Source organism: Yoonia maricola, assembly GCF_002797915.1.
Taxonomy (GTDB): Bacteria; Pseudomonadota; Alphaproteobacteria; order Rhodobacterales; family Rhodobacteraceae; genus Yoonia; species Yoonia maricola.
Genome location: NZ_PGTY01000002.1, coordinates 187,344 through 209,697, shown reverse-complemented (window position 1 = coordinate 209,697; position 22,354 = coordinate 187,344). Strand labels below are relative to the sequence as shown.

At 56.0% G+C, this 22,354-nt stretch carries 22 protein-coding genes, 1 tRNA gene and 1 riboswitch; of the genes, 14 read left to right on the top strand and 9 right to left on the bottom strand.

Annotated elements, in window-relative coordinates; all coding sequences use genetic code 11:
- Positions 1–33: 33 nt before the first annotated feature.
- The 6 genes from BC777_RS11215 to BC777_RS11180 all read left to right on the top strand — a co-directional run bounded on the left by BC777_RS11215 (position 34) and on the right by BC777_RS11180 (position 5,553).
- Positions 34–1,224 (top strand): N-acetyltransferase DgcN family protein, encoded by a 1,191-nt coding sequence (locus tag BC777_RS11215; RefSeq protein WP_100368281.1) that lies wholly within the window; start codon positions 34–36, stop codon positions 1,222–1,224.
- Positions 1,221–2,342, top strand: coding sequence for an alanine/ornithine racemase family PLP-dependent enzyme (locus BC777_RS11210; RefSeq protein ID WP_100368280.1), 1,122 nt, complete (start codon positions 1,221–1,223; stop codon positions 2,340–2,342). Before BC777_RS11215 ends, BC777_RS11210 begins: the two co-directional genes overlap by 4 nt.
- A 48-nt stretch (positions 2,343–2,390) precedes the next feature.
- The gene (locus tag BC777_RS11205; protein ID WP_100368279.1) at positions 2,391–2,582 is read left to right on the top strand and encodes a hypothetical protein; all 192 of its coding nucleotides are present in this window, start codon (positions 2,391–2,393) and stop codon (positions 2,580–2,582) included.
- Positions 2,583–3,051: 469 nt separating this feature from the next.
- Positions 3,052–3,717 carry a hypothetical protein gene (locus BC777_RS11200; RefSeq protein WP_100368278.1) on the top strand — a complete coding sequence of 222 codons (666 nt, stop codon included), beginning with the start codon at positions 3,052–3,054 and terminating at the stop codon, positions 3,715–3,717.
- 885 nt (positions 3,718–4,602) lie between these two features.
- Complete coding sequence (locus tag BC777_RS11185; RefSeq protein ID WP_100368276.1) at positions 4,603–4,884, top strand: hypothetical protein; 282 nt, start codon at positions 4,603–4,605, stop codon at positions 4,882–4,884.
- A gap of 12 nt (positions 4,885–4,896) precedes the next feature.
- Positions 4,897–5,553, top strand: a complete 657-nt coding sequence (locus BC777_RS11180; RefSeq protein ID WP_100368275.1) for a helix-turn-helix domain-containing protein — start codon at positions 4,897–4,899, stop codon at positions 5,551–5,553.
- Between the two features lie 54 nt (positions 5,554–5,607).
- Here BC777_RS11180 and BC777_RS11175 read toward each other — a convergent pair.
- Positions 5,608–5,683 (bottom strand) — tRNA-Lys (locus BC777_RS11175).
- Between the two features lie 95 nt (positions 5,684–5,778).
- On the opposite strand from BC777_RS11175, the gene dapF reads away from it, so the two are divergent.
- The 4 genes from dapF to BC777_RS11155 are packed head-to-tail and all read left to right on the top strand — an operon-like array spanning position 5,779 to position 9,154.
- Complete coding sequence (gene dapF / locus BC777_RS11170) at positions 5,779–6,597, top strand: diaminopimelate epimerase (protein WP_100368822.1); 819 nt, start codon at positions 5,779–5,781, stop codon at positions 6,595–6,597.
- On the top strand, positions 6,594–7,853 hold the full coding sequence (mtaB, locus tag BC777_RS11165; protein WP_100368274.1) for a tRNA (N(6)-L-threonylcarbamoyladenosine(37)-C(2))-methylthiotransferase MtaB: 1,260 nt from the start codon (positions 6,594–6,596) through the stop codon (positions 7,851–7,853). Before dapF ends, mtaB begins: the two co-directional genes overlap by 4 nt.
- A gap of 43 nt (positions 7,854–7,896) precedes the next feature.
- Positions 7,897–8,529 carry a glutathione S-transferase gene (locus BC777_RS11160; protein ID WP_100368273.1) on the top strand — a complete coding sequence of 211 codons (633 nt, stop codon included), beginning with the start codon at positions 7,897–7,899 and terminating at the stop codon, positions 8,527–8,529.
- A gap of 22 nt (positions 8,530–8,551) precedes the next feature.
- Positions 8,552–9,154, top strand: coding sequence for a glutathione S-transferase (locus BC777_RS11155; RefSeq protein ID WP_100368272.1), 603 nt, complete (start codon positions 8,552–8,554; stop codon positions 9,152–9,154).
- 5 nt (positions 9,155–9,159) lie between these two features.
- On the opposite strand, the gene BC777_RS11150 is transcribed toward BC777_RS11155, so the two are convergent.
- On the bottom strand, positions 9,160–9,810 hold the full coding sequence (locus BC777_RS11150) for an outer membrane protein (protein WP_100368271.1): 651 nt from the start codon (positions 9,808–9,810) through the stop codon (positions 9,160–9,162).
- Between the two features lie 414 nt (positions 9,811–10,224).
- Here BC777_RS11150 and petA point away from each other — a divergent pair, with 414 nt between their 5' ends.
- Genes petA through BC777_RS11135 form a run of 3 tightly spaced genes read left to right on the top strand, consistent with a single transcriptional unit; the run spans position 10,225 to position 13,018 of the window.
- Positions 10,225–10,782, top strand: a complete 558-nt coding sequence (gene petA / locus BC777_RS11145; RefSeq protein WP_100368821.1) for a ubiquinol-cytochrome c reductase iron-sulfur subunit — start codon at positions 10,225–10,227, stop codon at positions 10,780–10,782.
- A gap of 12 nt (positions 10,783–10,794) precedes the next feature.
- Positions 10,795–12,144 carry a cytochrome b gene (locus BC777_RS11140; RefSeq protein ID WP_100368270.1) on the top strand — a complete coding sequence of 450 codons (1,350 nt, stop codon included), beginning with the start codon at positions 10,795–10,797 and terminating at the stop codon, positions 12,142–12,144.
- A 16-nt stretch (positions 12,145–12,160) separates the two neighbouring features.
- Positions 12,161–13,018 carry a cytochrome c1 gene (locus tag BC777_RS11135; RefSeq protein ID WP_100368269.1) on the top strand — a complete coding sequence of 286 codons (858 nt, stop codon included), beginning with the start codon at positions 12,161–12,163 and terminating at the stop codon, positions 13,016–13,018.
- 131 nt (positions 13,019–13,149) lie between these two features.
- Here the strand turns inward: BC777_RS11135 and BC777_RS11130 are convergent, their stop codons facing one another.
- From BC777_RS11130 to thiB, 3 genes are read right to left on the bottom strand one after another with little or no spacing between them, the layout of a single operon-like run.
- A complete protein-coding gene (locus BC777_RS11130; protein WP_100368268.1) occupies positions 13,150–13,842 on the bottom strand; it encodes a thiamine ABC transporter ATP-binding protein in 693 nt (230 codons plus the stop codon).
- Entirely contained in the window at positions 13,829–15,358 is a 1,530-nt protein-coding gene (locus BC777_RS11125; protein ID WP_100368267.1) for an ABC transporter permease family protein, read from the bottom strand. The genes BC777_RS11130 and BC777_RS11125 overlap by 14 nt, the downstream gene beginning before the upstream one ends.
- Positions 15,334–16,323, bottom strand: coding sequence for a thiamine ABC transporter substrate binding subunit (thiB, locus tag BC777_RS11120; RefSeq protein WP_100368266.1), 990 nt, complete (start codon positions 16,321–16,323; stop codon positions 15,334–15,336). The genes BC777_RS11125 and thiB overlap by 25 nt, the downstream gene beginning before the upstream one ends.
- 37 nt (positions 16,324–16,360) lie before the next feature.
- Positions 16,361–16,463, bottom strand: a riboswitch (TPP riboswitch).
- Between the two features lie 89 nt (positions 16,464–16,552).
- Here thiB and aroC point away from each other — a divergent pair.
- A complete protein-coding gene (gene aroC, locus BC777_RS11115) occupies positions 16,553–17,656 on the top strand; it encodes a chorismate synthase (RefSeq protein ID WP_100368265.1) in 1,104 nt (367 codons plus the stop codon).
- Between the two features lie 18 nt (positions 17,657–17,674).
- Here the strand turns inward: aroC and BC777_RS11110 are convergent, their stop codons facing one another.
- From BC777_RS11110 to ade, 4 genes are all read right to left on the bottom strand, one after another.
- Positions 17,675–18,535 carry a DMT family transporter gene (locus BC777_RS11110; RefSeq protein ID WP_100368820.1) on the bottom strand — a complete coding sequence of 287 codons (861 nt, stop codon included), beginning with the start codon at positions 18,533–18,535 and terminating at the stop codon, positions 17,675–17,677.
- A 93-nt stretch (positions 18,536–18,628) separates the two neighbouring features.
- Positions 18,629–18,919 carry an HU family DNA-binding protein gene (locus BC777_RS11105; RefSeq protein ID WP_100368264.1) on the bottom strand — a complete coding sequence of 97 codons (291 nt, stop codon included), beginning with the start codon at positions 18,917–18,919 and terminating at the stop codon, positions 18,629–18,631.
- Positions 18,920–19,051: 132 nt separating this feature from the next.
- On the bottom strand, positions 19,052–20,533 hold the full coding sequence (locus tag BC777_RS11100; protein ID WP_100368263.1) for an AMP nucleosidase: 1,482 nt from the start codon (positions 20,531–20,533) through the stop codon (positions 19,052–19,054).
- On the bottom strand, positions 20,530–22,326 hold the full coding sequence (ade, locus tag BC777_RS11095) for an adenine deaminase (RefSeq protein ID WP_100368262.1): 1,797 nt from the start codon (positions 22,324–22,326) through the stop codon (positions 20,530–20,532). Before ade ends, BC777_RS11100 begins: the two co-directional genes overlap by 4 nt.
- Between the last annotated feature and the right edge of the window lie 28 nt (positions 22,327–22,354).

Here is a 22,354-nt window from a genome sequence, read left to right as displayed (position 1 = left end):
GAACGACAGTCTCACCATCAAAAGGAAGACAAGATGAAAACCGAAACCCAGACGATAGATACCGTTCGCCGTCCCGTCAGGGGCGCTCAAGCGCCTCCCATGATCGGTGGCGCACCGACACGATCATATTCGCTCGCTCAGATCCCGACAGCAGTTGTCTATTGCGAAGGTAACTTTGCAAAAATTGATGGCAAGACGGCCAACGGTCTTGTGCGTCATTCAGAGGCCTACAGGATCGTCTCAGTCATCGACAGCGCGCACAGCGGCGCGAACAGCGGGCAGGTTCTTGATGACGTGATCAACACCATACCAATTCATAAAGACCTCGATGCCGCAGTCGCCCACGCGACCTCCATACCTGATACCTTCATCTATGGAATGGCCCCATCAACGGGACGGCTTTCTACAGCTGATCGTGGCGTCGTGCTAGATGCGATCACGCGCGGCATGAACATCGTCAGTGGCCTGCATGAATATCTGAGCGATGATACCGAAATTGCGCAAGCCGCATCAGAACGACGCGTCTCCATCCGCGATATCCGCAAACCCAAACTTAGCAAAGACATGCGCTTGTTCGACGGCAGCGTCGCAAAAGTCGCCGCGCTGCGTATCGCTGTTCTTGGGACCGATTGCGCCATAGGAAAACGGACCACTGCGACGGTTCTGGCTCGTGCGCTGAACGCGAAGGGCATCAAGACCGTGCTGGTGGGCACAGGCCAGACGGGTCTTATGCAGGGCGCAAAATATGGTGTGGCGATGGATGCCGTTCCGCCCCAGTTCTGCTGCGGCGAACTTGAGGGTGCGATTGTCGCGGCCTCAAAGGCCGAGCAACCTGATGTCATTTTGATCGAGGGCCAGGGCGCGTTGAGCCATCCGGCGTTCTGTACATCGGCCTTTATCCTGCGCGGCAGCCAACCGGACGCTGTTATCCTTCAGCACGCCCCAAAACGTGCCCATCGCTGCGACTTTCCCAACATGCCGATGCCCACCCCGGCAAGTGAGATTGCTTTGATCGAGGCCTTTTCTGATACAAAGGTCATCGGCGTCACACTCAATCACGAAGGCATGTCCGAAGCCAAGATCGCAAACACGATTTCTGGGCAGACTGAGAAACTCGGTCTGCCGGTGACTGACGCGCTTAGTCGACCAGCGGCACACTTGCTGGCCATGGTTGTTGCTGCTTATCCTGGCCTGCAGCAAGGAACGCCCATGGTCGCGATATGAGCAGCCCGCGCCTTGAAGTTGATCTGCGCAAGATACGCCACAACACGCGGACTATTGTCGACAGTTTGAAGATACGTGGAATCTGTGTGACTGCAGTGACCAAAGCCGCGTGTGGGCACCCGGCCATCGCGCGCGCGATGCTCGACGGCGGCGCCGCGGGCCTGGCTGAGGCGCGCTTGAGCAATGTGAAACGGTTACGCCAGGCTGGAACGACGAGTCCGATCACCTTGATCAGAACACCAATGCTGAGCCAAGCTGATGACGTCGTGGAAGTCTGTGACGCGAGCTACAACACAGAGATATCTGTGATCTCAGCGCTCGCCGCTGCTGCACTCCGGCAAAAAACCGTTCACGACATTGTTCTGATGGTCGAAATGGGTGATCGGCGTGAAGGGATCATGCCACAGGACCTTGGCGACGTGGCACGGCGTGTTGTTGATATGCCCGGTGTGGCACTGAAAGGCATTGGGGCCAACTTCGCATGTCTCAGCGGGATCGCCCCGACGGCTGCAAAGATGCAGGTATTGTCTGCGCTTGCGAATGATATCGAAGGGCAGTGTGGCCCATTCATTGAGACCGTATCTGGCGGCAATTCTGCAAACCTGCCTTGGGCGTTCGGCGCGTGCGCCACAGGCCGGATCAACGATCTGCGCATTGGTGAAGCAATACTGCTTGGCGTCGATCCAGTCACAGGGGATCAGATTGGTGGCATGTATCGGGACGCCTTTACGCTTGTCGCCGAAGTGATCGAAACAGATGCCAAGTCTGTGCACCCGCTTGTGGGCAACTCCGATCACACCTTGGCAAAAATTCGACTTGTTCCTGACATTTCAAAAATCACGCGGATCATTCTTGCCATCGGGCATCAAGACACGGACGCAGCAGGACTTTCAATGCCTGCTGGCACCACACTTATTGGCGCAACAAGCGATCATCTGGTCATTGGCACAAAAAATCCAACGCTCCGTGTCGGATCGGAAATGCGGTTTAACATGAACTATAGTGCTGTGATGCGCGCCATGGCCGCCCCGGACATTCAGACAAATCTGCGCCATGACCGAGGCCCGCCAAACGCACACGATGTCGATGGTCCAAGCAAACACCTGGCATCGGTTTGAACGATCTTGTTCCGACGCACACCGACAAAATAATGAGGAGACTACAACTTGGCAAAGCTAACAAAAACAAGCGTGTTCAAAGCGCAAGGTCCCAAGGTGGAAACACCGATGGACAAGACAACCCGCATCGTTCGAAAGATGGTCGAAGAAGAGGCCGAGCAGCGACAAGCCAAGAAAGACCGTCTCCGTAACGCGCGCCTTGAACGAGAATCCAACACTCCGATAAAGCCGTCGCGCTAGGGCATAGGACAGGTTCAACCAAGGCGGCCGCAGCGCGACAACCCACGTTTCGTCCGCAGCTTTCAATCTGCCGGAGCGACCAGACACACCTGAAGGAATTACCCATGGCCGCTCAGGCCAAGATGGCTGCAGCAGCGAAAGCAGTCGGAATCGATTGTGCCGACAGCGATCTACCATCCCGCGTTCATGCTGCGTTAACGCTTCAAGACAGCTTGCGACAGAGTTGGCAACGCTGGGCCCGCGCGCAAGAGACGATCACTGAACTCGAAACCAAAGCGGCACAGGCGACGTCGGAAAAGGAAGCCGCAGATCAAACCCTAGAGACTTTGACAAATACTCTCCCTCTGGCTGGACGCACCGCCACCGACATCATCGCTGCCTTACCAGCGTTGCGAAATTTGGGGCAGTTGCAGCTAGAGCACGATAAACTGGTTGCGCGCATTGAAGCGCTCGAAAGCGCGATAGCGCGATGCGGATCAAAGCATTGGAAGGAGAAGGGGATCATCCAGAAACCACCTTCTTGGCAATTATCGAACGGGCGCGCATTCGACTCACAATGTCAGAGCGTGCAACCAACCGTCGGACCGATTCAGAAGGGCGTCATGCAGCGCAAACTAAGGCGCTTAAGCCGGCCGATGATGCGATCGCCGAAGCTGAAGTAGAACTTGCTGAATGGTTCAAAGATCAAAGCGCTGAGGATCTGCTCCCCGCTGCGCGCATCGCAGTGCTTGCAAAACGGGATGCCTTACGCGGCGCGCGGAATACGAACGACGTCGCGCGGACTTCGGCGCGGGCGGCTGTCAAAGCAGATCTTTTTGAAGAAGAACTGGCGCTTCTACCAGATGCTACCCGTGGGGCAGCGGTGCAACAATTGTTGGACGATGCGCAAAAGACCCGTGATCTGGTACTCGGCGTGCATCGCGAAGCAATCCGACTTTATCAAGAAGCCTTTGATGCCAACGACCACAGTGACCTCGCCACTGAGCAAGCAACGATCCCTGAAGAATTACGCTCAGACGCACGGCAGGCTGCTATTGCGCGGCTCGGGGTTATGTTTGTTTTTCTAGGGCCGAGGAAAACCTGCGAATTTTATTTTTTCTCAGGATGCAGAAGCTGCGCGAACAGAATTGATTGATGCCAATTTTCTTTCCGCTGAGCAGATCAATATTCTTGAATGAGACTCAATGATTGGGTCACCTTTAACCAATAGGCAATTATGTAAAAACATGGGTCATGATTACTGCCATTTCGCATAATGTTCTTCTGTTAATTTTTCTCAACAGTTAGATGCGGCTTGGCTCTCGGTAGAGTCGGTTGCGATGATACCTTCGAATGTCCGCAGTCCGCCCAGTCATACACTCTTCGACCATCCGTAACTGATGAGGGTTTGCTCTTGGGCCTCTAGAACGCTAAAATCTGCCCAAAGGACAAAAACTGTGACTGAAAAGGACAAAACCTTGACGCCAGAGTCCAAAAGGTCTGACTGATCACAATAAAAAGATAAAATGGTGAGCCGTAATGGGTTCGAACCATCGACCTACTGATTAAAAGTAGCTTGACTGTAGCAATTAGTGGCTATCATCTCGGCCTCATCCGCTATTTCAGGGCATACGAACCCCTTGAAACGGCTCAATAATCACTCTCAACGACACCTGACTAACTACCGATAGCCATCGGCATCGTCAGGTCTGGTGTTTGGTCTGATAAGGAGAGAGTGATGCCATCGATCAAGCTGAAGATAACACAACCTATCGCGCAAAGATGCGTGCAGGACGAGGCGCCAGGAACGTTGATCATGGACAGCGAGGTGCCAGGTCTCCGGTTGGTTGTGGGAGCCAAGTCCGCAAGCTGGAAGCTCGTTGCGTCAATCAACGATGGGACGAACCGAGGGATCACGATGACCTTAGGTAGGAGCGACGCCCTGACCGTCATTTAGGCACGTCGTCAGGCTTTGGAGCTGAAGCTGCGTCTTGGTCGCGGCGAAGACCCTAGACGCAAGGCTGAGCCTAAGGTGATGTCCATGGCCGAGGCGCTCGAACGCTACATTGAAACGCGGCCGCATCTTGCTGCGAAGACCGTCCATTTCTACCGATCAATGGTCGAGGGTCCCCTGAAGGACCTCGCGTATCTTCCTCTAGATAGGCTGACAAGGGAGCAGGTTCGTGGCCTGCATGAAAGGGTGACGCCCAAATCTGGTCCAGGAATGGCGAATGGTGCGATGCGTGTCGCGAAGGCCATGATCAACGATGTCCTGCGAGACACCGATCTGCCCTATCCGGCGGCGGACATCCATTATCGATGACGGAGCGACAGCATGACTTACGAAGAACTATGTGAGCTCACGGTCCTCGAGCTGCTTGAGTTGCATAACGCGCTGCGACCAGACGATCCTCTGAAAGCCTGGCGGGCGAAGCCTGCAAAGCTCGTGGACAGGATCATGGCCATCCCCGGCGTTCATCGCATCAAGCCGCCTGCACCGACGTACCCGGATGACACCTCTGGCAGCCTCAAGGCCTATGCCTGCGCGCTGCTGTGCACCGTGGACTACTACGAACATGCGGCCGACGGCTCTGAGGTCTCGGCGCTGCATCCGAAGGCGCGGTCGGTGGGCATCCCTTACCCCAAGATCCTAGAACTGGTCGTGGCCAGGTTCCCCGACGCCAATACGTCTATCGCCTCGCTACGTTGGTACTGCGTGCAGATCGCTAGCGACAACCATCAATTCGAGGGGTACGTACTTCCTTCAAGGCGCCCCCGAAAGCGGCGCGAGACCCCTGAACGTAAAAGAGAAGCACTGCCGTCACGCCAAGACCACTATACGTCCGCCGAGGCCGCTGAGGCGCTGGGACTGACCATGGACGCCTTTTACGCGAGGCGTTCGAAGGGGCGACTCCCTGAACCACTCAAGGTCAACGGCCAACTGTTCTTCAAAAAGAGCGAAATCGAGTCGCCAGGTCTATGTTCGGCCTGAACATTTCAGCCATAAGGTTGAAACGACCTAAGATATTGTTTTATATTCATAAAATGGTGAGCCGTGATGGGTTCGAACCATCGACCTACTGATTAAAAGTCAGTTGCTCTACCAACTGAGCTAACGGCCCACTAGCGCGCTACTTAGAAAGGCGGGCGGGTGTGGTCAAGCCCCAAATGCCGCCCAGCGCTGGATAACTTGTCTGCCTTGGCCTATATCGCCGCCATGACCATCAGCGACTCATCATATTTACCATTCATGAAGATGCATGGGCTGGGAAACGACTTTGTCGTCGTGGACGAGCGGGGAATCAACCCGCGCGTCGATAAGGCTATCGCTATCGCCATTGCAGACCGGCATCGCGGGGTCGGGTTTGATCAGTTGGCGGTGTTGTCAGAGACACCTGACGCAGATGTGCGCTTGGTCTTTTGGAACAGTGATGGGTCTCAGGCTGGGGCATGCGGGAATGCGACACGCTGCATTGCGCGGCACGTGATGGATCAGACGGGAAAGACGGCCTTGACGTTGCAGACCGCGCGAGGCGTTTTGCAAGCTGTGGATGCGGGGAACGGTCTCACTTCTGTCAATATGGGCCAACCGCAGCTGGATTGGCAGGAAGTGCCGCTTGCGCAGGCGATAGACACGCTTGAATTGCCTATCGATGGTGCGCCAACCGCGACTGGGATGGGTAATCCGCATTGCACGTTCTTTGTTGATGATGCCGAAGCGATTGATCTTGCGGCAAAAGGCGCTGCGCTGGAGCATCATCCGCTTTATCCCGAACGCACCAATGTTCAATTTGCCAGTCTGATCGGGCCTGATCATCTGCGCATGCGCGTCTGGGAACGCGGTGTGGGAATTACACTGGCCTCTGGCTCTTCCTCTTGCGCAACGGCGGTGGCCGCAGCAAGGCGTGGGATCACCGGCCGCGATGTGACCATCGACCTTGACGGTGGCACATTACAGGTCAGCTGGCGTGATGATGGCGTCTGGATGACCGGGCCGACCGCCCATGTCTTTGACGGGCAGTGGCGGCTGCCATGACCAAAACCGCACCGCTCTTTTCCAATCATGGGTGTCGCCTGAACGCCTATGAGACAGAGGCGATGAAGGACCTCGCCACCGCCGCTGGTGTGGACAACGCAATTGTCGTGAACACCTGCGCCGTGACATCCGAGGCGGTCCGCAAGGCGCGGCAGGATATCCGCAAGCTGCGCCGTGATCACCCGGATGCGAAACTGATTGTCACAGGATGCGCGGCGCAGACCGAACCCGACACTTTCGCGAATATGGACGAGGTTGACGTCGTCCTTGGCAATACCGAAAAAATGAACCCAGCGACCTGGGCAAGTATGGCACCCGATCTGATCGGACAGACCGAACCTGTGCAAGTCGATGATATCATGTCAGTGACGGAAACGGCGGGCCATCTGATTGATGGGTTCGGCACCCGTAGCAGGGCTTATGTGCAGGTCCAAAACGGCTGCGATCATCGCTGTACTTTCTGTATCATCCCTTATGGGCGCGGCAATTCGCGCTCCGTGCCTGCGGGTGTTGTCGTGGATCAGATCAAGCGACTGGTGGATACGGGCTATAACGAAGTGGTACTCACCGGTGTCGACCTGACCAGTTGGGGCGCTGACCTGCCAGCAACCCCGAAACTGGGCGATCTGGTGATGCGGATTCTTAAACTGGTGCCCGACCTGCCGCGGCTTCGGATCAGTTCGATTGATAGCATCGAAGTGGATGAAAACCTGCTGTGCGCCATCGCGACCGAGCCGCGCTTGATGCCGCATTTGCACCTGTCACTGCAGCATGGCGATGACATGATCCTCAAGCGGATGAAACGCCGCCACCTGCGCGATGATGCCATCGCCTTTTGCAAAGAGGCGCGTAAACTACGCCCGGATATGACCTATGGCGCTGATATCATCGCCGGTTTCCCGACAGAAACAGACACTATGTTTGCCAACTCGCTTGCCCTTGTTCAGGAGTGTGATCTGACGTGGCTGCACGTCTTCCCCTACTCCCCCCGTCCTGGCACACCTGCCGCCCGGATGCCGCAGGTGAACGGGAAGCTGATCAAGGAACGCGCCGCTGCTTTGCGTGCTGTCGGCGCAAACCAAGTCGATCAGCACTTGAAGGCCCAGACAGGCAAAACCCATCACATTTTGATGGAAAACGCCCGCATGGGACGGACAGAGCAATTTACCGAAGTGCTGTTCGACACCGATCAATCCGAAAGTCAGATCGTACAAGCACAGATCACCGGGTTTGCAGGCCAGCAACTGACCGCCTAAACTTCTTTTGGCCCTCACTATTCCCGCCGGAGGCATCCAGACCGTGCAACCAATCCCGATCCTTTGGTCATTCAGGCGCTGCCCCTACGCTATGCGCGCACGGCTGGCGATCCAGTCGAGCGGGCAGCGGGTGCAACTGCAAGAAATCCTGCTCAAAGACAAACCCTCAGCTTTCCTCGCCGCCTCTCCCAAAGGCACGGTGCCGGTTGTGCAAGACAACGACATCATCATTGAAGAAAGCCGCGATGTGATGATGTGGGCTTTGCGGCGAAACGACCCCGAAGGCTGGTTGGATATGCCGAAGGAAGGCCACACGCTGATCGATATCTGCGACGGGCCATTCAAGAGCGCGCTCGATCACACTAAATACGCGGTCCGATTTCCCGACCGGGACGAGGCCGAAGAGCGTGCAAAGACGATGCTGTTCTTGACTGACCTGAACGCCCGGCTGAAGGACACGCCGTTCCTGATGGGGCCAAAACGCACTTTGGCGGATATGGCGATCCTGCCGTTCGTGCGCCAGTTCGCCAATACGGATCGGGCGTGGTTTGATGCCCAAGGGCTCGCTCCGCTGACCAGCTGGCTTGATGATTTCCTTACCTCGGACAGGTTTCGCGGAATCATGGCGAAATATCCACCTTGGCAAGAAGGCCGGGATCAGGTCTTGTTTCCCTGACGTCAGACAAAGGACCGCACCTATGCGACTGCTCATCTCGCCCGCCTCACCCTTCGTACGCAAAGTGCGCGTGCTGATCCGCGAAGCAAAACTGATGGACCGGGTGGAAGAGGTGACGGTCGCCACGACCCCTATGGAGACTGCACCTGAGGTTGTCGCCGCAAATCCCATGGGCAAAATCCCCGCGTTAATCCGGCCCGATGGCCCCGGCATTTACGATAGCCGCGTCATCACACGGTTCCTCGACGATCTGGCAGGTGCAAACCTTTATCCCCAAAGCCGCATTTGGGACATCCTGACGCTGGAAGCGACTGCAGATGCGATCATGGATGCCACTGTCGCCATGTCCTACGAAGCACGGCTGCGCCCCGCCGAACAACAATCAGCTGATTGGGTTGAGGCGCAATGGGCAAAGGCCGCACGCGGTATCGCCGCAGTCAACAGCCGCTGGATGAGCCATCTTTCAGGACCATTGAATATCGGACAAATTGCCGTGGCCAGCGCATTATCCTACGTTGATTTACGGCACGATGGGCGTGGCTGGCGCAACGGGAATGAAACGCTGGCACAATGGCACGCAGAATTCACTGCCAGGGACAGCATGGTCACCACAAAGCCAGCGTAGATCGTCTAAAAGTTAAAGCTGACGCCAAAATTCAGCGCGTTGGTTACGATATCGGCTTCCAATGTGCCGCCGCTTTCCAAATCGGCGGTATTGGACGAAAATGTACCCTTGTATTCGCCGAAAACTGACAACCGATCATTAATTGGCATTGACGCACCAGCAATCCATGTCGCCGCAGGGCCAGTCAGTTGATAGCCAAAGGTTTCATCCGTCGCATTAGTATTGGTCACTTCGACATGAGGAAGCGCAACGCCGATTCCACCGCCGACATAAGGCGACACGTCACCTACCACCGCATTCCATCGACGATAGGCATTGATCGTCAATGTGTTCAGCCCATCCGTGAATTCCAACACCTCATAGTCGGGCGGCAATGACCCATCGGTGGGGTAAACCTTGTTGTGCGCGAAATCCAAACCAAAGCCAAAAGTCGGCGATCGCCAATGCGTAGCACGGATACCGTAGTATGGCGGCGCCTCGAACGACCGCCCTTCCCAATCCTGCGAAAAATCATCGTCACCGATTTCAGGATCGCGAATCGAAATGTCAGAGGACGGAGCCGATTGCACACCGCCATAAAAGCTCAATTCCACATCCGCCATCGCAAATGCAGGAGCGATCATCAGGCCGACGAAGAATGCCAAAGCGCGATTCATGGTTAGAAAGTCCGAGTTGAGTGACAATTAACTAAAGTAAACTCGTAGACCAAAGCTGACAACAAAACATTAATCACTAATTGGTCACGCCAGCGCGAATGTGGCGCACGCGACACAAATATCGACCATTTAACGAAAAAGTCCACTTGATAGGGTGGCAAATGCCAAATTTGCAGACACGCAATCCAGATCATGACCGCGCAGGGCGGGTACGCCGTGTTCGATTCTCTGGTATAGCTTAATCATCTGTTCAGCTTTGGCCTTTTACACATACCATATGTCAGCCTGCGCCGGATTGTCCGCTGGACGTTGAAGAGATTGATAGTTAAACAGCGCCAAAATTGACTGATCTTTGCGTCGGTCTATTTCCTCGTGGGGCAAACACGCCCATCAAAAGAATCGGAGATGCATCCCGTGTCACATGCAGATGATCATCAGGGCACACGCCGCGACTTTCTTTACTATGCAACCGCCGGTGCGGGTGTTGTGGTAACGGGTGCGGCTGTCTGGCCCCTGGTAAACCAGATGAACCCTTCGGCGGATGTTCTAGCACTCGCGTCGATCCGCGTTGATGTCAGCGCAGTTGACCCTGGCACGCAGATTACAGTGCTGTGGCAAGGTAAACCGGTCTTTATCCGGGCCCGGACCGAAGAAGAAATCGCCGAAGCGCGCGCTGTTGATCTAAGTGAACTGCCCGACGCAGACGCAAACAATGACAACCTTGGCGAAGCACCAGCGACAGATGAAAACCGCGCGCTGACAGAAGATGGCGTTTGGCTTGTTCAAATGGGCGTCTGTACGCACCTTGGCTGTGTGCCCTTGGGCGACGCCGGTGATTTCCACGGCTGGTTCTGCCCATGCCACGGTTCACACTACGATACATCTGGCCGGATTCGGCGCGGCCCAGCGCCACGCAACCTGCCTGTTCCTATTGCGTCCTTTGTGGACGAAACAACAATTCAACTCGGTTAAGGAGAGAACGCTATGGCTGGTATCCCCCACGACCATTACGAACCAAATTCAAAAGGCGAAAAGTGGCTGCACTCGCGCTTGCCAATTGTCGGCCTGATGTACGATACCTTGATGCTACCCACCCCCAAGAACCTGAACTGGATGTGGATCTGGGGTATCGTTCTTGTTTTCACACTCGTGCTGCAAATCATCACAGGCATCGTTCTGGTGATGCACTATGTGCCGCACGTCGATATGGCGTTTAACTCGGTTGAGCATATCATGCGCAACGTGAACGGTGGCCACATGATCCGCTACTTCCACATGAATGGTGCATCACTGTTCTTCGTGGCCGTTTATGCGCACATCTTCCGGTCGCTTTACTACGGTTCATACAAATCACCACGCGAGGTGACATGGATCGTTGGTATGCTGATGTACGTCCTGATGATGGGTACGGCCTTTATGGGTTACGTGTTGCCATGGGGTCAGATGTCTTTCCACGGTACCGCTGTTATTACCGGCCTCTTTGGCGCGATCCCGTTCATCGGTGAAAGCGTGCAAATCTGGCTGCTGGGTACGCCAAACGGGTCTATTGCGCAGCCTGCGCTAAACCGCTTCTTCTCGTTGCACTATCTGTTGCCCTTCATCCTGCTGGGTCTGACAATCGTGCACGTCTGGGCGTTCCACACCACCGGCAACAACAACCCAACTGGTGTTGAAGTACGCCGCACATCGAAAGAAGACGCAGCCAAAGATACACTGCCGTTCTGGCCATACTTCGTGATCAAAGACCTGTTCGCGCTGGCCATTATTCTGGCGGTCTTTGTGGCAGTTGTCGGCTTTATGCCAAACTACCTTGGCCACCCGGATAACTACATCCCGGCAAACCCATTGGTGACGCCATCGCACATTGTGCCTGAATGGTACTTCCTGCCTTTCTACGCGATCCTGCGTGCCTTTGACCAAGAGGTTTGGCTGGTGATTGCGGTGAACTGGATCACCTTTGGTATCATCGACGCGAAATTCTTTGGGGTTATCGCAATGTTTGGTGCCATCGTGGTAATGGCGCTAGCGCCTTGGTTGGATACCTCAACCGTGCGCTCGGGCCGTTACCGCCCCATGTTCAAATGGTGGTTCTGGGTTTTTGCTGCCAACTTTATGCTGCTAATGTGGGTTGGCGCGCGTCCAGCGGAAGGGATCTACCCCTACATCGCTTTGATTGGATCGACCTATTGGTTTGCCTACTTCCTTGTCATCTTGCCATTGCTTGGTGTGATAGAAAAGCCAGACACACCACCAGCAACTATCGAAGACGACTTTAACGCGCACTACGCGCCAAAAGCTGACGGCGCCAAGCCTGTCGCCAGCCCGGCCGAGTGAGAGAGGACCAAGACTGATGTTCCGTAAATTCACACTCACCGCTGTCGCAGCGCTTGCGCTTACTGTAGGGCAGGCAACAGCCGCTGAAGTCGAAGTCGAAATCATTGACTACGCGTTCCCGTTTGAGGGGCCGTTTGGCAGCTATGACCAAATGCAGCTACAACGTGGCCTTCAAGTCTACACTGAAATCTGTGCGGCTTGTCACGGTCTGGAAATTGTCAACTTCCGCAACCTGTCTGACGAAGGCGGCCCCGCGCTGCCGGAAGACCAGATGCGAGCCTATGCTGAGTTTTACGAGGTCTTTGACGAGACTTTGTTCGATGGCGAAGGTGACTTCCGCACCGCAACACCTGCGGATTTCTTCCCCAGCTCCAGCCTGTCCAACGCACCTGATCTTAGCCTAATGGCGAAGGCACGCGCTGGGTTCCACGGACCCTATGGCACAGGCATCAGCCAGTTCGTGAACGGCATGGGTGGAGCGGAATACATCGCATCACTCATGACCGGCTACCACGAAGAGCCCGAGTGCGCGCTGGAAGGCGAACCGATGGACGGTTTCTATAACGCAGCCTTCGCTGCTGGTGGTTTTCCTGAAAGCTGCATCGACGAAGACGGCAAGCACATGGTGCCGGGGTCCTGGATCGCTATGTCACAGCCACTTTGGGGCGACGATGTGGAATATGCTGACGGCCACTCAGCTGAGCTGGAAGACGTCGCACAAGACGTTGCCGCATTCCTGATGTGGACTGCCGAACCAAAACTGGTTGCACGCAAAGAAGCTGGCTTGACCGGTGTGCTGTTCCTGACAGTGTTGTCGGTTCTGTTGTACCTGACAAACAAGCGTTTGTGGGCACCGCATAAGAACAAAGATTAGGTCAGACTGACCTGATTAAAAACAAAGGCCCGCCAAACTGGTGGGCCTTTGTTTTACGTAAGGGTGAATGGCTAAAACGGTTCAATCGACCGTTTAGCCATTCACGAACGCTGCTCTGAGAATAATGATCACTACCCCAGATATGCCTTGAGCGCCGGGGGTGGGTTGTCGAACAACACATCTGTCGCAACGGGTGCGCTGACCTCTCCAGCGGCAACCAAAGCCGCCATTCCGGCCATGCGCTGCGCATCAGCTGGGTCATGGGTTACCATGATCACCGTCTTGCCTGCCGCAATCAGCTTGGCCTTCACCAAATCCAACATTTCATCCTTCATGGCAGGCCCAAGTGCTGCAAAGGGTTCGTCCAGTAACACAACAGGTCGGTCAGCCACCAACACGCGCGCCAAGGCCACGCGGCTTTGCTGCCCACCAGACAAATCGCGTGGCTTACGATCATCAAAGCCTGCCAATCCAACATCGGTTAATGCGATCGCCGCCACGGCCCTGTCATCAGCATTCAGGCGCAAATCAGGCCGCAACCCCAGCCCGACATTCTGTGCAGCCGTCAAATGCGGAAAAAGGTTGTTGTCCTGAAACAGCATACTGACAGGGCGTTCCCCCGGAGCCATATCTGTCAGATCAACGTCGTCCCACTGCAACCGTCCCGACGCAGGCGCAAGAAACCCGGCAATGGCCGCCAGCAATGTAGATTTACCTGCACCAGATGGACCGATCAGCGCAACTGCCTTGCCCGCCGCAAACGCGACATCGGCGCTTAACGAAAAGGACCCCTGCTGCAGTACCAGTTTCTCACATATCAGCATCTGTGCGCCCCCAGCGATCACATATCCAAAAGAGCGCGAAACTCAAAGCAACCAGCAACAGCGCCGCACCTGCCGCCGACCCCATCCTGTAAGCTCCCATCAACCGGTACATCGCCAGCGGGAGCGTCTCTTCGGACTGGCCGGCGAATAGGGCAATGACCCCAAGATCGCCCATCGACAGGGCTGCGGCCAGCCCGGCCGAAAATCCCAATGGGCGGCGTATGCGGGGCAGGATAACCAGACGCACCCATGACGTTTTCGCAATGCCAAGTGACAATGCCAAACGCCCATAGTCCTGCTTTATCTGGGCAACAGCAGGCGCCAATGACCGCAAGGCAAATGGCAGCGCCAAGGTCGCGTTCACCAGTATCGTGACAAGCAAGGCAACATCCGCCGGGCGAATGAACGGGAAAACCAACAGAAACGCCCCCGTACCGACCACAAGACCAGAGGCCGCGAGCGGCATGACGCCCACAACTGACACCATCAAACCGCCCCGTAACGCAAGAGCAAGCGCCATGCATATGCAAAGCGCTGCTGACCCAAGAGCCACAAACACCGACCTCAGGGCGGCCGCCCAGACCATGACGGGCATATTCAAGACCTCAGGCAGCCCGCGCAGCACGATCATTGCCAAGGGCAGCAAAAGAAAAATCGCCGCCAGGACAATCACGCAATAGTCGACAGCTGGACGCGCCAAATCCCACCGCTGCACAACACGATCCAATCCCGTTCCCACCGGGTCATTCCCTGTCACCCGCCATGCCAAAGCGGCACCCAGCACACAAAGCACGAACTGAATACAAGCCAGCAAGGCTGCGCGCCCCAAGTCAAAATCGAAGCGAACCGCCTGATAAATCGCCAACTCTACCGTTGTCGCACGGGGGCCGCCGCCCATCGTCAGCGCGACAGCAAAACTGGTCAGACAAAGCAGGAAAATGACGAGGAATGTGCTTGGCACCACAGCCCGCAACATTGGCCATTCAAGCAAGCGCCAGATAGGTGCGTTCAGCGAGGCAGCCAACCGAAACCGCTCAGCCGGGATCGACAGCCAGCCTTGAAGGATGAAACGCACAGCCAGCGGCATATTAAAGAATACATGGGCCAGAACGACGCCATGGAGACCGAAAATCGAAATAGGCGCGATGCCAAGCGACGCCAAGACATCGTTCAGAAGGCCAGCACGTCCAAAAATGGCCAAAAGGCCCAGCACTGCAACGATCACCGGCAGCAGGAACGGCGCGCCCAACAAGGTGATTAGCAACTGCCTGCCCCAAAATCTGCGCCGCGCAAGTGCACGCGCGACCGGGATCGCCAACAAGACGCTCAGCAATGCAGACAGCAGCGCTTGCAAAACCGTGAAGCGGATCGCGGCCCAGTCCGCAGAGGCGAGGCCCGCGTCCCATTCCGCACGCCAGGCGACTGCGCCCAGCGTGCCAAGGGTCAACACAAGCACCAACACCGCCGAAGCGGCGTCAGGCCAGCGCGCCGTTACTGGGACAGCGCTGTGCGCCATTCATCCAGCGCCGCATCACGCATTGCGGATGCATCCTGTGGCGACAAAAGCAATGACGTGTCAGGTGTAATCAGCGTTTCAAACCCATCGGGCAAACCGCCAGCAGGTGTCACCGCAGGATACATCCAATTTGTCGTCGGAATCACGCTTTGGAATCCTTCGGATACCATGAAGGCAAGGAACTGATCGGCAAGCGCGGGCTGATCGGTGCCGGCGACTTTACCGGCGACTTCGACCTGCATGTAATGGCCTTCGTCAAAGGCCCATGCCACTTTGCTGTCGTCCTCTTCGGCGATCAGGTGATAGGCAGGCGATGTCGTGTAGGACAGCACCGCATCCGCTTCGCCTTCAAGGAACATACCGTAGGCCTCGGACCAGCCGGATGTCACCGTGACAATGTTGTCAGACAGATCCGCCCAGAGTGCAGGGGCTTCATCGCCGTAGGCCGTCTTCACCCACATCAAAAGGCCCAGACCGGGCGTAGATGAGCGCGGGTCCTGGATCACGATCTTGGTGTCGCTGTCGGCCAAGGCCTGCAAAGAAGCCGGAGCCTCAGCACCCGCGTTGCCAACAAAGGCGAAGTAACCCCAGTCAAACGGCAGAAACTCTGCATCCGTCCATGCAATTGGCAAATCCAGATCAGCCTCAACACCATGCGGCGCAAACAGTCCCGTTTCACGGGCTGCCGCTGTCAGGTTCGTATCCAGACCCAGCACGATATCGGCATCAGTGCGGGGCCCTTCCAATTGCAAACGTGCGAGCAGGGCCGCGCCGTCGCCCGTACCCACGAATTGTAGATCGCAAGCGCATTCGGCCTCAAACGCCGCTTCAACCGCAGGACCGGGGCCCCATTCGCTGACAAAACTGTCGTAGGTCATGACTTGCAGCACCGGGGTCTCGGCCATTGCGCCGGTAGCACAAAGGGCAAGTCCCGCGACAGCTGGCAGATAGGTGGTTGGTTTCATCGTATCCTCCAAATACAGGCGGGCGGATTAGGGGATAGCGAGATTGCTAAACCTTCCCTCCGCCGGTCTTAACCGGTTCAGGTTCTACGGGTCCGCGCATTGCGCATCTCAGCCAAGGAATGGCCCCCCGAGGTAGGCCCTAGCTAAGCCGGATTGCCAAGGGGCGCAAGGGAAAGCACTTGAGCCTGATTGTCACGCCCGCTAGACCCATCTGGCAAAGGGGAATTCCATGTCGATCAACAGCTTCGGTCATTTGTTTCGGTTCACCACCTGGGGTGAAAGCCACGGGCCTGCATTAGGTGCGACAGTCGATGGCTGCCCCCCCGGTGTCCGGCTTGAACCTGCGATGATCCAGCAATGGATGGATAAGCGCCGCCCCGGCCTGAACAAGAATACGACCCAGCGGAATGAACCCGATACGGTGAACATTCTGTCGGGTGTGTATGAGGGCAAGACGACGGGCACGCCGATCCAATTGATGATTGAGAATACCGATCAACGGTCGAAAGACTACGGTGATATCCTCAATACCTTCCGGCCCGGTCATGCCGATATTACGTATCACCAGAAATATGGGCTACGCGACCCACGCGGTGGCGGGCGGTCTTCTGCGCGCGAAACCGCCTCACGCGTTGCGGCAGGCGGCGTTGCGCGTGAGGCGATTAAGGCGATTGCCGCAAATGTGCAGATCAAAGGCTACATGACCCAGATGGGAACAAAGAAGATCGACCCGGCGAAGGTGGATTGGGATCAGATAGACCAGAACGATTTCTTCTGTCCTGATGCAGAGGCAGCGGCTGAGTGGAACGACTATCTCGCGTGGCTGCGCAAGGATGATCACAACTCGGTCGGTGCTATCATTGAGGTCGTGGCACGCGGCGTGCCCGCAGGTATCGGTGCGCCGGTTTACGCAAAGTTAGACACTGATTTAAGTGCTGCGATGATGTCGATCAACGCTGTGAAAGGTGTTGAGATCGGCGAAGGGATGGCGGCGGCCGCACTCACCGGACGCGACAATGCGGATGAGATTTTCATGGGATCAGACGGGCCTGAGTATTCCTCAAACCATGCTGGTGGCATTCTTGGGGGGATCAGCACAGGGCAGGATATTGTGGTACGGTTTGCTGTGAAACCGACATCTTCGATCCTGTCGCCACGCAAGTCCATTCGCATGGATGGTTCGCCCACCGAAGTCGTTACAAAAGGACGGCACGACCCTTGTGTTGGCATTCGTGCAGTGCCCGTTGGTGAAGCGATGATGGCTTGTGTCATTTTGGACCACCTGCTGCTGGATCGTGGGCAAACAGGCGGGGTGCGCGGGTCCATCGGGTAAGGTGGGTTTAAACCCACCTTACTGTTTGGACAGCTGTACCGCCAAAATACCCCCTGCGATAATCGCAACGCCAAGCACATCCAGAACCCCGATAACCTCTCCGAGCAATGCTGCCGCGATGGCAACACCCAGAAACGGGTTGAGGAAATGGAAGGTCGATGCCTTCACCGCCCCAATACGCCCTACCAGCATGAACCACACCCATGTTGCCGCCAGACCGGGCACCAAGGTGGTGTAAACAAAGGCTGCGACCAATTGCCAATTCCACGTGATATCCCACACCTCTAGTGTCAGTGCTGGCACCCAAAGGATCGCGCTACCTACAAGCATCTGTAGGCCAACAATCATCAAAACATTGCCACCCGATGATGCCCCCAACACAGCCAGAGTCGCGATGGTGAGAGATATGACACCAACAAGACAAAGCACCAGCCCGTAGATATCGACGCCACCTTGCAACCGCGCACCCATAATCAGCACTACGCCAACCAAACCAGCGACAAGCCCCACAATCCCCAAAGGCCGGACGCGGTTTCCAAAAACAATCCACCCCGCCAAGGCCACCAAGAGCGGCATGGTTGAGGCAATGATCGCCGCCAAAGATGCAGGGATCGTCTGCATCGCCACAAAGTTCAGGCCAAGATAAAGCGCGTTTTGGCAAACACCAAAAATCACAACGCCCAACCATTGCTTGCGGCTCAACCGCGCGGATTGGCCCAGCGCCCAGGCGATCCCAACGCCCAGCAAGCCAGAAACCAAGAACCGCAGCGCCAAGGCTGTCAGCGGCGGCGCATATTCCACAATGACACGCGCAGAGGTAAATGCTGATGACCACATAAGAGCGAATGCAAGGCCCATTGCGATTGCTTTGATGTCCATATCGTTCTCTGCCTTGCCGTTCCGCACCCTTACATACGAAAAAGGGCCGCCTTTGAAGGCGACCCTTTTAAATTCTGGCTGTAGCCTGAAACCTTAACCGTTGACGCTGTCTTTCAGCGCTTTTGCGATGGTCATTTTCACGACCTTATCCGCGTCTTTCTTGATCTGCTCACCCGTTGCTGGGTTACGCACCATACGCTCTGGGCGTTCGCGGCAGTAGATTTTGCCAACGCCAGGAAGTGTCACGGCGCCACCGCTAGATACTTCTTTGGTGATGATGCCGGTCACAGCATCAAGTGCAGCGCCTGCTGCTTTTTTGTCCATGCCTGTTTCATCGGCCAGTGCAGATACAAGCTGCGCTTTTGTTAGTGGTTTTGTAGCCATTTCCTGGTCTCCCTCATTCGCCCCAGCAGTAGGGCCTGTTACCCGCACATCTAACGGTATGTTGTGTGAAACCACAATGATTAGTGTGCGCTTATAAGTGAAAAAGCGCGTTTTTTTGCGTTTTTTGGCTGATCAGAGGAAGGCTGTCTCTTCAAAACTACGTAATTTCCGGCTGTGAATGCGCTCCAGCGGCATTTCACGCAGGCGTTCCATGGCCCGAATACCGATCATCAGATGCGCTGCGACCTGTGTTTTATAGAAATCTGAGGCCATTCCGGGCAGTTTCAATTCGCCATGCAGAGGTTTGTCACTGACACAGAGAAGGGTGCCATAAGGCACGCGGAACCGAAAGCCATTCGCTGCGATGGTCGCACTTTCCATATCCAATGCAATGGCGCGCGATTGCGAAAGGCGCTGCACTGGCCCGGCCTGTTCGCGCAGTTCCCAGTTGCGGTTGTCGATGGTCGCCACCGTCCCGGTCCGCATGATCCGTTTGAGGTCGTAGCCCTCCAGTTCAGTCACATCGGCCACTGCCGTTTCCAACGCAATCTGGATTTCCGCCAACGCTGGAATGGGCACCCAGACAGGCAGGTCATCATCCAGCACGTGATCTTCGCGCAGATACGCGTGGGCCAGCACAAAATCACCCAAGCGTTGTGAATTGCGCAGCCCAGCGCAGTGTCCGACCATCAGCCACGCATGTGGACGCAAGACCGCGATATGATCCGTTGCTGTCTTTGCATTCGACGGCCCGACCCCGATGTTTACCAAGGTGATCCCGCTGCCATTGGCACGTTTCAGGTGATAGGTCGGCATCTGTGGCAACTTCCCCGGCAAAGGGATCGGTGCGTCAGCATCCGTGATCTCGACATTCCCGGTGCTGACAAAGCTGGTGTAGCCGCTTTCACGATCGGCGAGCATATGGCGGGCGTAAGCCTCGAACTCTTCGACATAGAACTGGTAGTTGGTAAACAGAACGTGGTTCTGGAAATGCTCTGCTGCAGTTGCTGTATAATGTGCGAGGCGCGCCAGAGAGTAGTCCACACGCTGTGCAGTGAACGGCGCCAAGGGCCGCGCACCATCGGGATAGGTGAATTCTTCGCCATTCACGATGTTATCGTGTGTCGTACTAAGATCAGGCACATCAAAGTTGTCGCGCAGGTTGAACTCCATGGATCCGTCCTGTGGCACGGTCAGCCCCGGATCATTGGCAGCTGCAAAATGCACCGGCATTTCCGTGGTAGAGGCCCCAATGACAACAGGCACGCCATGGCTTTTGATCAACAGGCCGATTTGCTGTTCAAGATAGGACGCAAACAGATCCGGCCGCGTGATAGTCGTGGCATAGACGCCCGGTTCAGCCACATGACCAAAGGACAGGCGGGTATCGGTCTTGGCATAGGTTGTCGTCGTCAGACGGATTTCCGGGTAATAGGCCCGAACGCGCGTTTCGGGTTGACCATTCATTAGAGCAGCCGAGAAATTCTCGGACAGGAATGTCACGGCAATCGCGTAGAGTTCTTGCAACCGCGCTACCGCTTTTTTTGCATCGGTAAAGCTTTCGGGTTTTGGAGTATCAGGTGTCCGGATTGACACCTCTTGGGCCATATTCATGCGTTTTCCTCAAATATATCTGTAATTTCAAACTTATCGACATCGACCAGCCCCAGATCAGAGATCCTGAGCGATGGGATGACAACAAGCGCCAGCAGCGAATGCTGCATATAGGCGTTATTCAATGTGCAGCCGCAATCGGCCATGGCAGCAACCATTTGGTCGGCTTTGGCGGCGACTTCGGCGGCGGGACTATCAGACATGAGGCCAGCGATGGGCAATTCGACCAGTGCCAGTTCCTTGCCGTCTTTCCAAACGGTAACACCGCCGCCTACCTCGCCAAGACGATTGGCTGCCGCAGCCATCATCGCGCGATCCGTGCCGACGACAATCATATGGTGGCTGTCATGCGCCACAGTAGAGGCCATCGCCATTTTACCAGTATACCCAAAGCCAGAGACAAAGCCGTTCACGACCGTCCCGGTGCCTTGGTGCCGTTCAACAAGGGCAATCTGATAGGTATCACCTTCACCCTCAACCAACCCATCGACAACGGGCAGTTCAGCCGTCAAAGCCTCTGTTGGCGCCTGGTTTTCAACCACGCCGATGACCTTGGCCTTTACCTTATTCTTGCCTTCGGGCGCATGGATCACAAAATCGGACGTCTCCAGCATCTTGCCCATATGCACCGTTTTGCGGGCATCGTCGGGCCAGTCAAAATGCGGGCAATCGACGGTTATCTTGCCGTCCTTTGCAACGGTTTGGCCGCGCGCGATGACTTCCTCAATCGGCAACTCCGTCAGATCCGAGGTCAAGATCACGTCTGCCCTGCGCCCAGGCGCAATCGATCCAATCTCGCGTTCTAACCCGAAATGCGTCGCCGTATTGATCGTCGCCATCTGCAAAGCAACCAACGGATCACAGCCGCAGGTAATCGCATGGCGCACCACGCGGTTCATATGTCCATCGTTGACCAGCGTACCTGCCATGCAATCATCGGTGCACAGGATAAAGTTGCGAGGATCAAGCCCCTTCTCTGTCACTGCGGTGATCTGACTTTCCACATCATACCACGCAGACCCAAGGCGCATCATCGATCGCATTCCGTTGCGGACGCGGGCAATCGCATCCGCCTCGGCAGTTCCTTCGTGATCATCAGCCGCACCGCCAGCAACATATGCCGAAAAAGCGATACCCTTGTCAGGCGAGGCATAGTGCCCACCCACGGTCTTGCCCGCATTCATCGTTGCTGCCATTTCAGCCAGCATCTGGCTGTCACCGTTGATCACACCGGGGAAATTCATCATCTCACCCAAGCCAATGATACCCGGCCACGCCATCGCCTCTGCCACATCATCGGCAGAAATCTCAAACCCTGTTGTCTCCAAACCCGGCGCAGAGGGCGCGCAAGACGGCATTTGCGTGTAGATGTTGACGGGCTGCATCAGCGCCTCGTCATGCATCATACGCACGCCGCGTAGGCCCAATACATTGGCAATCTCGTGCGGGTCGGTGAACATGGTTGTGGTGCCATGGGGGATAACGGCGGCGGCAAATTCGGCAGGCGTCAGCATACCGCTTTCGATATGCATATGGCCGTCGCACAGGCCGGGGATCAGATAGCTACCCTCTGCCTCGATCACGCGCGTATTGTCACCAATACAGTGCGCGGCATCAGGCCCAACATAGGCAAAGCGCCCCTCGGCTACTGCCACCTGCCATTCCAAAATCTCTCGGGTTTGCACATTCACCAGCTTGCCGCCACGAATGACCAAATCGGCCTTTTCACGCCCGGCAGCAACGGCCACTAATCGGGGGGCAACTTCGGCCCATGATTTGAAATGTGTTTCCATCCCCAATGGTTTCATCGAATTGAAGGAC

Excerpts from the sequence above, each read along its gene's own strand:
- BC777_RS11215 (WP_100368281.1), top strand. The coding sequence starts at position 34 with ATGAAAACCGAAACCCAGACGATAGATACCGTTCGCCGTCCCGTCAGG.
- BC777_RS11210 (WP_100368280.1), top strand. The coding sequence starts at position 1,221 with ATGAGCAGCCCGCGCCTTGAAGTTGATCTGCGCAAGATACGCCACAAC.
- BC777_RS11200 (WP_100368278.1), top strand. The coding sequence starts at position 3,052 with ATGCGGATCAAAGCATTGGAAGGAGAAGGGGATCATCCAGAAACCACC.
- BC777_RS11185 (WP_100368276.1), top strand. The coding sequence starts at position 4,603 with ATGGCCGAGGCGCTCGAACGCTACATTGAAACGCGGCCGCATCTTGCT.
- BC777_RS11180 (WP_100368275.1), top strand. The coding sequence starts at position 4,897 with ATGACTTACGAAGAACTATGTGAGCTCACGGTCCTCGAGCTGCTTGAG.
- dapF (WP_100368822.1), top strand. The coding sequence starts at position 5,779 with ATGACCATCAGCGACTCATCATATTTACCATTCATGAAGATGCATGGG.
- mtaB (WP_100368274.1), top strand. The coding sequence starts at position 6,594 with ATGACCAAAACCGCACCGCTCTTTTCCAATCATGGGTGTCGCCTGAAC.
- BC777_RS11155 (WP_100368272.1), top strand. The coding sequence starts at position 8,552 with ATGCGACTGCTCATCTCGCCCGCCTCACCCTTCGTACGCAAAGTGCGC.
- BC777_RS11150 (WP_100368271.1), bottom strand. The coding sequence starts at position 9,810 with ATGAATCGCGCTTTGGCATTCTTCGTCGGCCTGATGATCGCTCCTGCA.
- BC777_RS11140 (WP_100368270.1), top strand. The coding sequence starts at position 10,795 with ATGGCTGGTATCCCCCACGACCATTACGAACCAAATTCAAAAGGCGAA.
- BC777_RS11135 (WP_100368269.1), top strand. The coding sequence starts at position 12,161 with ATGTTCCGTAAATTCACACTCACCGCTGTCGCAGCGCTTGCGCTTACT.
- BC777_RS11130 (WP_100368268.1), bottom strand. The coding sequence starts at position 13,842 with ATGCTGATATGTGAGAAACTGGTACTGCAGCAGGGGTCCTTTTCGTTA.
- BC777_RS11125 (WP_100368267.1), bottom strand. The coding sequence starts at position 15,358 with ATGGCGCACAGCGCTGTCCCAGTAACGGCGCGCTGGCCTGACGCCGCT.
- thiB (WP_100368266.1), bottom strand. The coding sequence starts at position 16,323 with ATGAAACCAACCACCTATCTGCCAGCTGTCGCGGGACTTGCCCTTTGT.
- aroC (WP_100368265.1), top strand. The coding sequence starts at position 16,553 with ATGTCGATCAACAGCTTCGGTCATTTGTTTCGGTTCACCACCTGGGGT.
- BC777_RS11110 (WP_100368820.1), bottom strand. The coding sequence starts at position 18,535 with ATGGACATCAAAGCAATCGCAATGGGCCTTGCATTCGCTCTTATGTGG.
- BC777_RS11105 (WP_100368264.1), bottom strand. The coding sequence starts at position 18,919 with ATGGCTACAAAACCACTAACAAAAGCGCAGCTTGTATCTGCACTGGCC.
- BC777_RS11100 (WP_100368263.1), bottom strand. The coding sequence starts at position 20,533 with ATGAATATGGCCCAAGAGGTGTCAATCCGGACACCTGATACTCCAAAA.
- ade (WP_100368262.1), bottom strand. The coding sequence starts at position 22,326 with ATGGAAACACATTTCAAATCATGGGCCGAAGTTGCCCCCCGATTAGTG.